General features: G+C 49.9%; 7 protein-coding genes. 2 read left to right on the top strand and 5 right to left on the bottom strand.

Features of this window, described 5'->3' with window-relative positions:
• Positions 1-1,294: 1,294 nt before the first annotated feature.
• The 3 genes from addA to ABC831_RS23420 form a co-directional block, all read right to left on the bottom strand.
• A complete protein-coding gene (gene addA, locus ABC831_RS23430; protein ID WP_343250493.1) occupies positions 1,295-5,023 on the bottom strand; it encodes a helicase-exonuclease AddAB subunit AddA in 3,729 nt (1,242 codons plus the stop codon).
• A 2-nt stretch (positions 5,024-5,025) separates the two neighbouring features.
• A complete protein-coding gene (gene addB / locus ABC831_RS23425; protein ID WP_343250492.1) occupies positions 5,026-8,508 on the bottom strand; it encodes a helicase-exonuclease AddAB subunit AddB in 3,483 nt (1,160 codons plus the stop codon).
• Positions 8,509-8,583: 75 nt separating this feature from the next.
• Positions 8,584-11,268, bottom strand: coding sequence for a transglycosylase domain-containing protein (locus ABC831_RS23420; protein ID WP_343250491.1), 2,685 nt, complete (start codon positions 11,266-11,268; stop codon positions 8,584-8,586).
• 492 nt (positions 11,269-11,760) lie between these two features.
• Between ABC831_RS23420 and ABC831_RS23415 the strand changes: the two genes are divergently transcribed.
• Complete coding sequence (locus tag ABC831_RS23415) at positions 11,761-12,087, top strand: DUF6514 family protein (protein WP_343250490.1); 327 nt, start codon at positions 11,761-11,763, stop codon at positions 12,085-12,087.
• A 6-nt stretch (positions 12,088-12,093) separates the two neighbouring features.
• Entirely contained in the window at positions 12,094-12,750 is a 657-nt protein-coding gene (locus ABC831_RS23410) for a YigZ family protein (RefSeq protein WP_343250489.1), read from the top strand.
• Positions 12,751-12,811: 61 nt separating this feature from the next.
• Here ABC831_RS23410 and ABC831_RS23405 read toward each other — a convergent pair whose 3' ends face one another.
• Positions 12,812-13,645, bottom strand: coding sequence for a MerR family transcriptional regulator (locus tag ABC831_RS23405; protein ID WP_343250488.1), 834 nt, complete (start codon positions 13,643-13,645; stop codon positions 12,812-12,814).
• 128 nt (positions 13,646-13,773) lie between these two features.
• Positions 13,774-15,885, bottom strand: coding sequence for a glutamine synthetase III family protein (locus tag ABC831_RS23400; RefSeq protein WP_343250487.1), 2,112 nt, complete (start codon positions 15,883-15,885; stop codon positions 13,774-13,776).
• Between the last annotated feature and the right edge of the window lie 323 nt (positions 15,886-16,208).

The raw sequence follows: 16,208 nt of genomic DNA, 5'->3' as shown, positions 1-16,208 counted from the left end.
TTAGACTACATAGAACAGAAGTTAGCTGACAGTAATTCAATTGACAATACTTTAACATTCCGTTCAAATAGAAGTTCTGTATTCCGTGATGTAACCAAATCTACTAATACACAATACTGTAATATCAGAGCGCAATACTATGCTAATTTGGACCAACATAGAGTTGGTAGTTTTCAAGGCGCTCAGCTTTTAATCGTTAACACGGGTTGTCTTGGTACATTTGTTGCTAATCAAAGTGGTCCCAGTTCAAGTATTATTGATGGGGGCAGGACTTTAATGGTTTCATTTACAGGAGATATACATCCTTGTGGGAATTCATACGGTATAGGAAATATGACTATAAAAAGCGAATACACATACACAGATTAAATACTTTCGATTGATTAAATATATATAATTATTAATTATAGCGATTACTCATTAATTTAAAACTATTACTACCTATATATTGAGTAATCGCTATAATACTTTTTTGAAGCAACCAAAATCAAATATGATGAAGAAATTTAATATATAAAAAAGCTGACCTTCATTATTTATTACACCAGTTCGGCGGCAGAATGGAGTTAGATATGAATAAAAAAGAATCAATATTATATTATATATCCCATGTTTTAATTATATATGGTTTATTAAAACTAATCTTTCTAATTTTGGGGTTAATTGGTCTATTTTTATGTAACGAAAAAATATACAGCTATATTTTTTATTCCCAAAATATATTAATTTTGATACTATTAATAATATATATCTTTTTTGCAAAATCAGATGATATTCTTTTGAATTATATTTATGCATTAAAAATGGTAACCATGTTAGTTTTGTTTATACCATTGTTAACAATTATATTACGTTTGATTTATACGAAAACAGAAATAACATTACAAAATAATCCCTTTCCCCAACCTACTAATTCACAAGAAGCTTTGATAGATATAGTATTATTATGTTCTATACTTATCATTGTTAGTTTCCATAAGAATATGATTTGGCTTGAGATATTGAGTGTTATTATCTTTTTATCTTATTATTCAATAATCCCTTTATACTATTCCGTAAACATACAATTAAAAATCTTAGATCAAAATATAAGTCTTTGCCTGATTGGAATAATTCATGATTTATTAATGATAATTTGTTATCCAATCATCGGTTTTTACATAAAAGATAAATTATATAATAACTAAGAGGTAATCGTTTGATAATTATAGAACTTAAATTATTAATTTTGTGTAAATGCCACATAACTATAATTAACTAAGTATAGTTGTGGCATTTACATTTTTATGTATATCTATTGAACTCTGATCTCTTTCCCGGTTTCCAGGGAATAGATCAGTTTCTCCTTCACTTTTTTACCGGTGAGCTGCTCCAGCGCCCGCTGATAATAATTCAACTGCATCTGATACCGGTCTGCCAGCTCCTGTTCCCGTCCGGGCCGTATCCGGTCGCTTTTATAATCCGCGACGACCAATTGATCCCCTTCCTGAAAATAGACATCAATAATCCCCTGAATCAGAACACACGCCTCTCCCCGGTAATCCGGGTAGACCTGCACGGCCGGTACCTCCAGCACAAACTGCTGCTCCCGCCAGAGCAGGCCCGTTTTCCCTGCATCCTCCATGCGCTTTGCCAGCGAAGATTTTCCAAAAAGCAGTATGCGGGATATGTCCACTGCCTGGATCTCCTGCGCTGTCAGTATCCCATCCTGCTCAAGAATCCGCAGACGCTCCCTGACCCGGTCTTTGGCCTGCAGCTCCTGGTATTCCAGGCACTCCAGGACTTTATGGTATATCGTCCCTCTCTGGGCCGGCGTCATCTCTTTACCTTCCTTCTGGATAAACTGAGGCAGCAGCGGGATAATCTCAGGCTCCTCATACATTTGCTCCTGAGGCTCATCCGCTTCATACTGGCCCATACGTTTGATTTCCGACACGCTGAGTTTGGTTTTTAACGCAGCTTCTTCCCGGAACGGGTATTGGTAAGTAAGCCTTTGTTCCAGAATCTCATGTAACTGCGGATCATATATCTCATTCGGGTCCCACTTAAGCATCGCTTCCTTCGAAAGCTTCTGTGTCACCTGCTGCCGCGCTTCCAATCCTACCAGTTCCAGTAAACTGATGGCTCTTATCTCTATCCCGGAACCTGGCTGCAGCGATACCGGCAGGATCCAGTCCAGATAACTGCCCGCCGAGGTCCTTTTTAAGAACGACAGCCTGTCACAGCCGCTGTCCGCATCGGCGCTGTCCCCACCAGCTCTGTCCGCCCCGTCCCATTCCTCTGTATGTTTGTCTCCGGTTGCCCCTCCAGCCCCGGCTGCCAGCCGCTCCGCCAGTTTTTTCACGGTTCCGGTCATGATCAGCTTCTCCTTCGCCCTGGTCAGCGCCACATAGAGCACCCGCAGCTCCTCCCCCAGGTTCTCCAGATCCGTCTGCCGCTGCACGGCTTTCTTGATCAGAGTCGGAGTCTTCACCCGAAGCACAGGGTCCACGTAGTCCGCACCCATGCCCAGATCCGGGTGGATCACGATTTTACTGCGGACATCCTGCTTATTGAAGCTTTTCCCCATGCCGCTGACGAACACGATGGGAAATTCCAGCCCCTTGCTCTTATGGATACTCATGATCCGCACCGCGTCCTCATTTTCTCCCAACAGGGAAGCTTCCCCGAAATCCACGTCATATTTCTGAAGCTGCTCTATGTACCGGATGAAATGGAACAATCCCCGGTAGCTGGTCTTCTCAAAATCCAGTGCCTTCTCTACCAGCATGTTCAGGTTCGCCATCCGCTGGGCCCCGCCCGGCATGGCCGCCGCGCAGTCGCCGTAGCCGGTCTCTCTTAATATCTCCCACAGCAGTTCGTGAATCGCCGTATAAGGCACCCTCTTCCGAAAACTCTCCAGCAGCCGGTAGAAGGCTTCCAGCCTTTCCGCCACCCTCTCCGGAACGGGATGCTCCGCAGTCCGCATCGCGCACTGTTCACAGCACTCATAGAACCGGAGACTGGGGTATGCACTTTTGATCCACGCCAGATCTTCCCCGCACAGCCCGGCAACCGGTGACTTTAACACCGAGGCCAGCGGCAGATCCTGCCTTGGATTGTCGATCAGCCGCAGGAAATTCAGCACCACCTGCACTTCCAGCGTCGAAAAATAACCGGTCTGGGAACTGGTATGGGCCGGAATGCCGTAAGCGAGAAGCATCCGGGTAAACGTCTGCGCCCAGCCGGATACCGTCCGCAGCAGAATCACCATATCACGGTATCTGGCCGGACGGTATTCACCCAGGTCCCGGTCCCAGACCTTCTGGTTTCCTTTCAGTTCCAGAATTCTGCCGGCCACCGCCCTGGCCTCCAGCTCCCGGGCATTTTCCTCGGTCTCTTCCTCCAGGTCTTGCGCACTGTCCGGGTCCAGAAGCAGCAGCTCCGCCTGGTTTCCACCGAACCCCCCCCCGCATTCCCCATCGGAGACGCCCGAATCCTCACTGGAGAAATCCGGAAAATCCGCCCCCGGATACAGCGCGGCATCCCCGTCATACTCCACATTTCCCAGTGTCTTGGACATTATCCTCCGGAAAATAAAGTTCACACCGTCGATCACTTCCATCCGGCTGCGGAAGTTCCGGTGCAGATCGATCCGCTGGTAGGCAGCGGTATCATCCTTGCTGTAGGTATCATATTTTTCCATAAACAGTTCCGGACGCGCCAGCCGGAACCGGTAGATGCTCTGCTTCACATCCCCTACCATGAAGATATTCGGATGCCCGTCCTTCTCCCGGGATATACTGTTCAGAATCATTTCCTGTACCAGATTGCTGTCCTGATACTCATCGATTATGATTTCCGTAAAATAGTTTTTCAGGTCTTCCGCGGCCGGTCTGGCCTTCCAGCCATCTTCCGTGCGCTCCACCAGTATGTCTAACGCGTAATGTTCCAGATCGGGAAAATCCACCAGGTTCTTCTCTTTTTTCTTTTGAGAAAGCTTTTCTGAAAAATCCAGTACCAGGTTTATCAGAACCTCCATATTTTCCCGGCTGTTCCGGATATCCGTAAGTACCTGCGCAGCGGAGCTGTAGAAGAACTGCTCCTTTAAGCCTTTCAGTACTTTCTTCATCTGCTCTCTTGCCTCTTTTACCGCCTGACGTTTTTCATCCGATACGTTACCGTCCTTCTTCGCCGACAGCCTGACAAACGTGAGGGTCTCAAACGCCTTCGCATATTCCGTGTAGGTTTTGCAGGCAGACAGCTGTTCCAGCAGGTTCAGATCCCCCTGCAGCGCATCCTCATACATGTACGGGCCATCCGGCTGATGGAGCAGTTCCGCCGCCTGCCTGGTCTGTACCTTCAGCTCCGTCAGTACCTGATCCAGATAACGGCGTATAGCTCCCATCCAGGGACTCTTCTCCATCTCCTCTGGTTCCCCGATCTGGTAGGCCCCCGCACACTCCAGCAGCCACTCCTTCGGCCATGGATAGCTCATGGAGAACTCATACAGCTGCAGAATCAGATCTTCCAGCCCTTTATCCGATTTTCCTGTGGAATAGCACTCCACAAAATGCAGGAAATGTTCCTCTCCCTTTTCATAATACTCTTCCAGCAGTTCCGCAGCCATATCGCTCTTTAAAAGCTTGAGCTCCCCTTCGTCGGCTACCCGGAAGTTGGGGTCCAGCTCTATGACATGAAAATAATTCCGGATCACATACAGGCAAAAACTGTCTATCGTAGAAATCTGCGCATTGTGAATCAGCGTCAGCTGTCTCAGCAGATGACTGTTCTCCTCCTGCTCGTCCAGCCGGCTCTCGATCGCTTTCGTAATACGTTCCCGCATCTCCGCAGCAGCCGCGTTTGTAAAGGTTACGATCAGCAGACGGTCAATATCCACCGGCTCCTTGGGATCGGTGACCATACGGATAATCCGCTCCACCAGAACCGCCGTTTTGCCGGAGCCGGCCGCCGCCGACACCAGCACATTCTTCTTTCGGGCTTCCAGCACCCGCTGCTGTTCCTCTGTCCAGGAAAATCCCATGCTCACACCTCCTCTTTCATGCGTCTTAAGATCTCGTCCGGCTGATAGCTGTTAAACCTCCTGCGGTCAAAACCCTCAAGCTTCTCGTCAAACCCGCAGACCGCCCGGTACGGGCAGTAATCACAGGCGGTCTGTCCCGACAGCTCGTAAGGCTCCGCTTTGATATTGCCATCCAGCATCCCTTTGCCCAGTTCCACGATTTTCTGATTTACATAATCCGATATCGTACGGAATTCTTCACTGCTGGCGACACTGGAGCTCTTGGACAGGCTCCCGTCCTTATTGACGGAGACCGGAATCACCTGGGAGCGCCCGCTCAGCTGCTGATCCATCCGGTCTATAATCTCCCGGTCCGCATTGACCAGCCCGTTCATCTGCAGCTGGCTTAACAGCCGCTCCTGTATTTCCTCCGGCCCCTCGGTCTCTTTCCGGTCCAGGATCGGATCTTTCATATTATAATAAAGGATACCGGCCGGAATCACATGTTTGTCCGGATTCTCCTTCTGTTCGATCTCCATGGCCGCGTTCAGATAGACCACCAGCTGAAGCTGGAGCCCATAATACAGCGCCACCAGGTCAAAAGCCGTGCTGCCCGATTTGTAATCCACCACCTTCACATAAAGGTTGTCCCCGTCCTCACAGACATCCACCCGGTCGATTCTTCCCTGAAGCCGCAGCCTCTCTTCCGCCGACAGGGCGATATTGACGGAATCCAGATTTGTGGCGTTGGAAAATGAGATCTCATAATTCCCGGGCGTAAATCCGCCTTTTTCCAGTTGTCTTGTCAACGCCCAGGTCGTCCTGCGCAGCAGGCGCTTCATCCTGGACAGGAGATACGTATTGCGCGCGGAACTGTACAGCACCATATTTCCATAATCGGTGACCACTTCCTCCACCGCCGCGTCGGTCAGTTCCTCCCGTTTCCGGTCGTCCAGCGTAAACCAGCTGTATCCGCTCTGATTCAGTTTCTTCCCGAACACTTCCAGCGCCCGGTGGAATACCGTCCCCAGATCCACCGCCTCAAAGGAATACTCCGTCCGCTCCGTAAGATGCAGGCCATAGTCCAGGAAGTGGGCGCAGGCGCAGGACGCATACCGCTCTAATCTCGTCACGCTGTTCTCCAGGACAGTCCCGTAGAGCACATTGGCGACCGCCCTGCTGATCCGCGCGTCGGAGTTAGAAGCGCAGGAGACTTCCGCCAGTTCCCGGATCACCGGTTCCCATGCAGGATCTCTCATATACCAGCTGAACAGCTCCTTGTATGCAGCCGTTGGATGCTGCAGATTGTCTTGCATCTGCTGTGCCAGGCAGTGGATTCCGCTTTCCGGGGTCATCACCCGGCCGGCCAGTAACCGCCTCGCCCAGCCGGCTTCTGATTCCAGTCCGGTTTCAGCTTGATCCGGTTCCAGGTTCTCTAAAGCTTCCGGCGCCAGACCCGACACGGTTTCCTCCTGCGTAAGTCCCGGGAACAGCTTGTGCAGTGTTCCCACCAGAGAAGACGGCCGCAGCGTCTTACCGCCTGAGTCTACCTTGCTGAAGCTTATGTACAGCTGTCTGCTGGGCTTCGTCAGCACCAGATACAGATAGAATTTTTGAATACATACATTCTGCCTGGCTGTCGGAGCCAGCTCCACGTCGCTTCCTGCCAGCAGCTCCCGGTCCATGTCCGAGAGGATTCCGCCGCTTCCCCCGGTTTTCGGCACCAGCCCGTCGTTGGCTCCCAGGAAAAATAATACCTGGATCTCATTCAGTCTGGTACGCTCCACATCACCGATCAGTACCAGATCCTGTTCCATGGGGATCACTCCCACCTTGGCCTCTTCAAAGCCCGCGTCCAGGATCTTCGCGTATTCCCGCAGCAGAATCCGGGCATCTCCCAACAGGTCGATCAGCTTGTCAAACAGGTCCATCAGTATCCGGTACACCTGGGAATATTCCTTGGCCAGATCCATATTACCGGAAGCCTTGAACTGCTCCTCGTACTCTTTCAACCGCAGCTGAATCTCCCGGCGGACCATCAGTCCATAGACCGCCCTGGTGATCTCCTCCACAGTGGCACCCTTTTGCCCCAACACTGAGACCGTATCCGCCATTTCACCGGCGAACCGGTCCCGCAGAATGTTCACCTGGACCAGTTCTTCTTGCGTAAGTCCGGGATAGCTGCGCACCCATTTCTGCTTCCATTTCGAAAAACCCCGGATTCCCAGAGCAATGCAGTAATTCTCCAGCAGATCCGTCTCTCTTCTGGAAAAACCTGACAGTCCGCACCGCAGATACCGGAACACACTCTCGTAACTGAAGTTCTGATCCACCATCTGAAGCAGGGACCGGATCCACTCCACAGCCGGATTCATCAGAATATTCCGCTTCTGGTCGATAAAAGAGGGAATGCCGTATTCCGCGAACACCTTTCTCACATAATTTCCATAGACGGCGATATCCCCCGCCACCACCGCGATCTCCCGGTAGCGGTATCCGCGCTCTCTTACCAACGCCAGAATCCGTCTGGCGGTCTCTTCCACCTCTTCCATGGGATTCTGGGAACAGTACAGGATCAGCTGATCCTGTTCCTTTTCGTAGCGTCCTCTGCCATACCTGTATAAATGCTGTTCCAGCCAGGCCAGCGCAGGAGCCTCCCGGAACCGCGGGTTCCTGCGGTTGTTCAGAACAATGGGTTCTTTTACCCGGGCACCGGCGGTTTCCGCCAGTTTCATAAGCCCCCGAATCGTTTTCTTACTCATATAGAATAATTGGTGATCCGCCCCCAGATGCATGGGGTTCTCCCGCTCATCCAGAGTCACCGTCACCCAGATCTGCCCGGCAGTGCGCAGCAGCTTTTCCAGCAGCTGATTCTGAACCGGGGTAAAACCGGTAAAGCCATCCAGCGCTATTACGCTGTCTTTTAAAAGCTCGGACCGCTCCACTAAGCGGCACAGCACTTCCAGCACCTGCTCCGCCGTAATATACCGGTCCTTCAGATACTGCCGGAACGCGTCATAAAGTACACGGATATCCTGAAGTTTCCACTGAAGTCTGGGGTTCTTATCTGCAAACCGGATCATTTCCTCCAGCTGTTCGTCCTCCACCCCGTATTGGGTAAACTCGGAGATAACGGATTTGATTTCCCGGATATAGCCGGGTTTCCGGATGCTGCCCCCCAGCAGTTTTAAGTCCTCCCGTTTTTCCTCCGCGATCTTTTGCAGCACCAGGTTCTTACCGGTTTCCTCCAGTACCAGACAGTGGTTCCCGCCCAGCTCGTCGAAGATCCGGTAGGCCAGACGCTCGAAGCTTAAGATATCAATGTTCAGGACACCCCCTCTGGGATGCATCCGGACCAGATCCATCTGTGTCTGCATCGTAAACTGCTCCGGAACGATCACGAAATACTTCCGCTGCGGATACTCGATGGACTGACGGATCATTTCCTCATATAGGCAGGTGGACTTCCCCGCTCCTGCGTTTCCCAGAATAATCTGTAAAGACATGGGCTGCTCTCCTTATGTACAAAGGGGGTGTCCCTTTTACCGGAACACCCCTTCCTGATTCTGATTTAACGAGTTTTATTCCCCTTCATCGCCGAACGCATTATCCAGAATGTCCTGGATATCGTCGGATACGCTTCCCCCATTATCCTGAGGCGGCGCATTCCCCTGCCCGGTATCGGCCGGAGGTATATAGGAAGATTCTCCTCCGTGTATGACACAGGTTCCGGCAGCGATATCATCCGGCAGCTCATAGGGCGTGTCATCGGTCACACCGATGTCCCCGTCCGGCCTTCGGATACAGATCCTCGCTTCCACATTCGGACAGCCCTGGTTCGCTATCATACCCGACTCCGTACAGTAAAGCACCTGTACATGCACATCACAGGAATCCGTCGGCACCGTTCCCTTGGCAAAATATTCCGAAATAATCATACTGCCTCTGGGGTCCGCATCACACAGGCCCGGCACCGCCAGCTTTCCGGACTTCCGGCACACGGAAGCCGTGACGATTCCATCCGGCCGCTCAAATTCCCGGGGCTCCAGATTTTCATGGACCCTTGTCATGATACTCTTCCACATCTTCTTATGGTAGGTGTGGTAAATGCCCCTGCTGGGCAGCTCCACCCCGCCGATATCGTAACCGCCCCACACCGTACAGGTATAGTAAGGCGTCGAACCGGTGAACCAGATATCTTTATAGCCGGTGGTCGTACCGGTCTTACCTGCCACGTCCATGTTAGGGATCTTACAGTCTGTGGCCGTACCCTTGCTTCCGCTCACCACGTCCCGCATGGCATCGATCAGCAGCCAGGCCGTCGTATCCTTGAGCACCGTGGTCTGCTGCGGCGTATTGTCGATCAGTACATTGCCGTCATGATCCAGGATCTTCGTATAGAAGATCGGTTTCGTATACGTACCGCCATCTGCGATCGTGGCATAAGCGGCAGTCAGCTCCAGATTCGTCACACCGTTGGTCAGTCCGCCCAGGGCCAGCGCCTGCCCGATATCGGACTTCACTTCCCCGTTAACGATCTTCTTTTCCACCAGGGATTCTTCGGTGTCAAATCCGAATTTCTTCAAATAATCAAACCCAACCTGGGGAGTGATGTCTGTAATCGTCTTAACCGCTACGATATTCATGGACTGCTCGATGGCCTGACGGATGGTGGACAGTCCCTTATAACCCGAACCATACCAGTTGCTGACCGGGCGCCCGTTGGCGTAATTAAACGGCGCGTCATCCTGTACCGTAGCCAGAGTCATGCCCGCCTTATCAAGGGCCGGCGCGAAAGCGGCCAATACCTTAAAGGTGGACCCCGGCTGCCTCCTGGTTCCCGTAGCACGGTTCAGGGTAAGGCTGGCTTCCTTTTCCCCTCTTCCGCCTACGATGGCCTTCACATATCCTGTGTTCTGGTCCATGATCACCACGGATGCCTGGGGCTGCGGCGTCAGACTGATCCGTTCCGCCTCCACCTCGTCTCCCGCGCCCAGCACTGCGTCCTTATACTGCTGGATATGGGCTCTGGCGTCCTCTTCATCCTTGAAGATCATGTTGAAATTCTTATTTTCATGCTCCTTAAAATAGGATATAAACATCTCGGTGCTGTGGTTTTCCTTAGACCCGTCGGCTTTTTTCACCGTAAGTGCATAATCCAGGGACACCTGCGTGCCGTCGGGATAATTATCCGGATTGGCAAATTCTTCATCACAGATTTTCTGGAGCGCCGGGTCCTGGGTCGTATAAATACTAAGCCCCGAGCTGTACAGCGCGTTATATGCCTGAATATTGGAATAGCCCTTTAATTCCTGAAGATCCGCAATCACCTGTTTGGTCAGTTCATCAACAAAATATGTATATATTGATGATTCATCTGACTCGTCATTTACATTTTTAATTCTGGAATACACATCATCCGCCATCGCTTCGTCATACTGCTGCTGGTCGATATACTCCTGCTCCAGCATATTGTCCAGCACTTTTTTCCGCCGCTCGGCATTCTTCTCCGGATTCGTCAGCGGATTAAATCTGGAAGGATTCTGCGTAATCGCGGCCAGCACAGCCGACTCCGACAGATTCAGTTCACTTACATCCTTATCAAAATACCGGTGGGACGCCGCGCGTACTCCCAATGTATTCTGTCCCAGGTTAATGGTATTGAGATAATTCTCCAGGATCGTATCCTTATCCATCCGTTTCTCCAGCTGGATCGCCAGATACTGTTCCTGAATTTTACGTTCCAGCTTCTCGGAGAATGACGATTCCTCCGTCCAGTCCGTAAATACGTTATTCTTCAGCAGCTGCTGCGTAATCGTACTGGCTCCCTCCGAAAAGTCTCCGCCGTTTTTAATTCCTGTGATACCTGCTCTGATAATACCCTTGATATCGATCCCATTATGGGTATAAAATCTTGCATCTTCTATTGCCACAAAGGCGTGCTGGAGATCCAGCGGCATCTCTTCGATCGTGGCGGAGATCCGGTTGGAATCCGACGCCACCAGCTTAGTTATCTCATTTCCATCCTGGTCATATACAAAAGTGGAAAATCGGTTCGGGCTTATATCTATGTTAGATATATCAGGCGCGCTGTCAATAACACCTTTCAGAACTCCGATTCCGGCACAAATTAACACAACGGCAACGGCGACAAGTCCGACCAAAAACGCTTTAAAGAATGTAATCGTCAGTTTTTTGCCTACCATGGCGGATTTAGAGGTTAATTTCTTCTGCTTTCTCGAAGCCCCTTTTTTCCCATAATTCATAATATGCCTCCTTTATCCCATCCATTATAGCAAATAAAGCTGCCTAAATAAAGGAAAAAAACAAATTGCCCCTTTTTTTCATAAAGAATTAAGCTTTTCTTATGATAAATAATTGGCTATTTCTGGGATTTTATACAGGCAGAAAAGGGTTTCTGGAAAAGAATTTTAAAAGAAGAATTTTAAAAGAACATTTGGGATTATGATGAGACTACATATACTTTATTAAACAAAGGCAGGCATATGGCTGATTAGCCAATCGGATTTTCCTTCTCCTGCTTACTCTGCCTGCCCTCTTGCGCATTTCCCCTGTTGCCGGTATAATAATGACTAGAAATTATCGCAGTTTCCTGCAAAAAGATCCACCTTTTTATAAAAAGGGACAGAAAATTTTCCGAACCATAGCAGATCAGGCGGTTTCATCGGTTTTTCTGCGTTTATTCCTGCTTTATGGGCGGACAGGCCTCCGTTATAATAGCCTCAGGAGGAATTCGCATGAGAAAATTAACATTGGTAGGAAACCGCTTTTTGACAGATACAGAGAAAGGAGAAATCCGTCTGGAGTATTACCTGCTGGAGGAAACCAGGGACGTATCCAATTATATGCCGCTGTACGGAATGCGGATCATGAAGTGGTCCAAAGCGTCCGACGGCATACTGCGGGAACAGAAAACAGCCGCGGCCATCTCCTATTCAAAAGAGTTTGTGCTGGAGATTCTGAATCAGTTTATTCGGAATCTGGTAACGCCGATGTGCATGCTGGAGCTGATCGACGAAAAAGTTTCCCAGGAATATTGTCAGGATATACCCAGAATCGGATAAATACATATGGAACTTAAGTCTTGCACCGTTTACCGCGGCGGACAAGGAGAGGTTATCGAAAAGAAATCACGTTTTATCGCAACCATTGAACCGGCTGCATCGGAGGATGAGGCTCTCCGGGTGTTGGAACGCCTGCGAAAAAAATACTGGGACGCCTCGCATCATTGTTATGCCTACATCATCGGACAGGAAAACAGCCTGATGCGGTGCAGTGATGACGGGGAACCGGCCCAGACGGCAGGACGCCCCATCCTGGACGTGCTGACAGGCGCTTCCCTTCATAATGTCATCGCCGTAGTCACCAGATATTTTGGCGGAACCCTTTTAGGCACCGGCGGCCTGGTAAGGGCGTATTCCAGGGCTGCCCAGGAGGGCCTTGCCCAAAGCGTGGTGATCGAAAAGCATCCCGGCTGTCAGGTGACTCTTTCCTGCAGCTATACGGATGTGGGGAAAATTCAGTACCTGCTGGCCCAAAATGAGATTCCCACACTGGACAGCGAATACACGGATACTGTCACTTTGCAGGTACTATTTCCCCGGAACAGCTTCTCCTCCCGAAAAGCGGATATTATGGAGGCGACCGGAGGGCGGACCGTATTCTCCGAGCCGGTTCCGGTTACCTATGCGGATGTGAATGGGGAAGTGCTGATTTTAGATACTTAAACCCGGTAAAAGGCTGTCCCCGGATACCGCCCGGAACAGCCTCAGCTCCGGAAGCAGAATCTCATACGCCATAATAACGCTTGATTGCCTCCGCAATATATTCCGCGCTTCCTTTCCCGTATTGGGTATCATTGGCTTCCGCCAGTTTTTCGTCCTGAAGATATTCTTTTGAAAGATCGATCAGAAAAGCTCTGGCGTTGTCCAGATTTAGCAGCTGTTTATAGCTGTCAGCCAGTTCCGAGATCAGCTTTCTTTCCGCTTCTTCGTCATTGACATTTCGAAGCGCGGCCAGCTGTTTATAGATTTCCTTGTGGTCCAGGCGTTTTTCATCTATGTTATCGATGGGGGCCGCACTGGCTATCACCTTCTCTTTACTGCCGAACCATCTCATCAGGTCTGCGCTTACTTTTTCATTTTTCAGTGCGTCCAGCAGGATTTTCTGATAATTGTCCACACTTCCGTCCCCGTGGGTTCTAATAAATTCTTCAAACTGTTCTTCTGTTAATTCTTTTTGCATGGTTGATATGATCTGTTCCACATCCGCTTCGTTAAACGCTTCAAAATTCATCGTATTGACCCCTTTCATTACATCATTGATCAGTTCAATAATTCCGTTTAAACGGTTTCTCTTGTTTTCCAGCAGGGATTTCTGGACAGACAGTACCTGTTCTTTGTCAAAATCTGGCTTTCCCATGATCTCTTTGATCTCAGCCAAGGGGATCTCCAGTTCCCGGAAGAACATAATCTGCTGCAGTTTTTCCAAAGCCTTTAAATCATAGAGCCGGTAACCGGAGTCGGTCAACTGTGTCGGTTTCAGCAGCCCGATCTCATCGTAATATCTCAGTGTTCGGATGCTGACTCCGGTTATCTCCGATACTTCCTTTACTGTCTTCATAACTGCCTTATCCTCCTTTCCGTCTCTTATGTTAAACCGTTACGCTGCGGTAGAGTCAATCTTTATTTTAATAACATTTTAAAAACAAGCCCCCGGGCATATGCCGGGGGCTCACAGCGTAACTATATTTAAACTTCGAATATCAAATCTCCGTAGGAAGGCATCGGCCAGAGGTCTTTGTCTACGATCATTTCCAGTTTGTCAACCGGGACGCGAAGCGCTTCCATGGCCGGCATCACTGCATCATGATAATATTTTGCCTGAGTCTCCCCTTCTTCCATGGCACAAGCTGCTTCGGTTACCTCTTCCAGCTTGATCAGAGCGGCTTTGGTCTGGGCCAGGAGCGCGGATGCATCTTTTAGTTCCCCTGTCTGTACCGATACATCGGCATCACAGGCGGCTCTCACGGAATTGATAGAGTCGGCCAGCACTTTGGTGTATTTGATCACCGCCGGGATTATCTGTTTTCTGGCCATATCTACCATGGTGCGCGCCTCGATATTGATTGCCTTGGCGTAGGTCTCGTATTTGACTTCCACCCGGGACTCTAATTCCGCTTTTGTAAACACGCCGTACTTTTCGAAAAGCTTTACGGACTTATCTGTTATGAGCGCCGGGATCGCGTCTACCATGGATGTGATATTCGGAAGGCCTCTGCGCATCGCCTCTTCCACCCATTCTTCGGAGTAGCCGTTGCCGTTAAATACGATTCTCTGGTGCTCGCTGGCGTATTTTTTAATCAGATCATGTACCGCCATGTCAAAATCATCGGATTTCTCCAGTACATCGCATACCTCACAGAACGCGTCCGCTACGATCGTGTTCAGTACGGTATTCGGCGATGCGATGGAATCTCTGGAACCGCACATACGGAATTCGAACTTGTTTCCGGTAAAAGCGAACGGGGAGGTTCTGTTCCGGTCGGTAGCATCCTTGGCCAGATCCGGAAGGGTTTTCACACCGGTCTGAAGTCTGCCGCCCTTCAGACTGTGGGTCGCTTCTCCGGTGCTTACCAGCTGTTCCAGCACGTCCTCCAGCTGTTCGCCCAGGAAGATCGATATAATCGCCGGAGGCGCCTCATTGGCTCCCAGCCTGTGATCATTCCCTACATCGGCAGCGGATTCTCTCAGCAGATCCGCATGCTCGTCTATCGCCTTTAAGATACAGGTCAGTACAAGGAGAAACTGAATGTTCTCATGAGGTGTTTTCCCCGGATTCAACAGGTTGATGCCGTCATCGGTGATGACAGACCAGTTGTTATGTTTTCCGGAACCATTCACACCGGCAAAGGGCTTCTCATGAAGCAGGCAGTATAATCCATTTCTCTCGGCCACTTTTTTCAAAGTCTCCATAATCAGCTGGTTGTGGTCCACGGCTATATTCGCTTCGGCATAGATCGGCGCCAGTTCATGCTGTGCGGGAGCCACTTCATTGTGCTGTGTCTTGGAGGATACGCCCAGTTTCCACAGTTCTTTGTTGACATCCTTCATGTAGGCCGCGATCCGTTCCCGGATGCTTCCAAAGTAATGGTCCTCCAGCTCCTGTCCCTTGGGAGGCATGGCCCCAAATAAGGTCCTTCCGGCGAAGATCAGGTCCTTTCTCTGTAAATATTTCTTTCGGTCCACCAGGAAATATTCCTGCTCCGGCCCTACGGAAGGAGTCGCTTTCTTCGAAGTCGTGTTGCCAAACAATCTTAACAGACGGAGTGCCTGGGTATTTAACGCTTCCATGGAACGCAGCAGCGGGGTCTTCTGGTCCAGCGCCTCTCCTGTATAAGAACAGAAGGCTGTGGGGATGCACAGTATGGCGCCGGCAGCATCGTGTCTGACGAAAGCCGGTGAAGTGCAGTCCCACGCAGTATAGCCTCTCGCCTCGAAGGTGGCGCGCAGGCCGCCGGAAGGGAAGGATGACGCATCCGGCTCCCCTTTGATCAGCTCTTTCCCGGAAAACTCCATCAGAACCTTTCCATTAACGGGAGCTGAGATAAAAGAGTCGTGCTTTTCGGCAGTCACACCGGTCAGCGGCTGGAACCAATGGGTATAGTGGGTGGCCCCTTTTTCAATAGCCCAATCTTTCATGGCTCCTGCCACCACTTCGGCTATCATCGGATCCAGCTCTTTCCCCTCATCAATGGTTTTTCTCAATTCCTTGTAAACCTTTTTGGGAAGACGCTCTTCCATTACCGCATCACTAAACACATCTTCGCCGAAAATATCCGCTACGTTGAACAGTTCGCTCATAACTAACACCCTTTCCTCTATTAAGATATGTATTTGACAGTCCAGCAAGAGAGGCACTTTCCCATTGCATGAAAAAGAGTTTCGCTTGCGAAACTCTCCGCCTACGGCGGGCCGCGTAAGCGGCATCTTCCTTTCCGCCGTAGTGCGATCCCCGCGGAGCGTTTTTTATTTCATAGGAGCACTTTCCTATGAAATAAAAAAAGACATTCCAATTACTGGAACGCCTTTGTTCTGTCTCATTCTCTGGAAACATCGTTTCCAATCTTCCTATAAGATAAACTAATTCTTTCTAAAAATCAAGCAAATCTTTCAAAAAACCTGAA

The sequence above is a fragment of the Diplocloster hominis genome (assembly GCF_032380655.1).
GTDB lineage: Bacteria > Bacillota > Clostridia > Lachnospirales > Lachnospiraceae > Diplocloster > Diplocloster hominis.
This window is presented reverse-complemented; position numbering and strand designations above follow the sequence as displayed.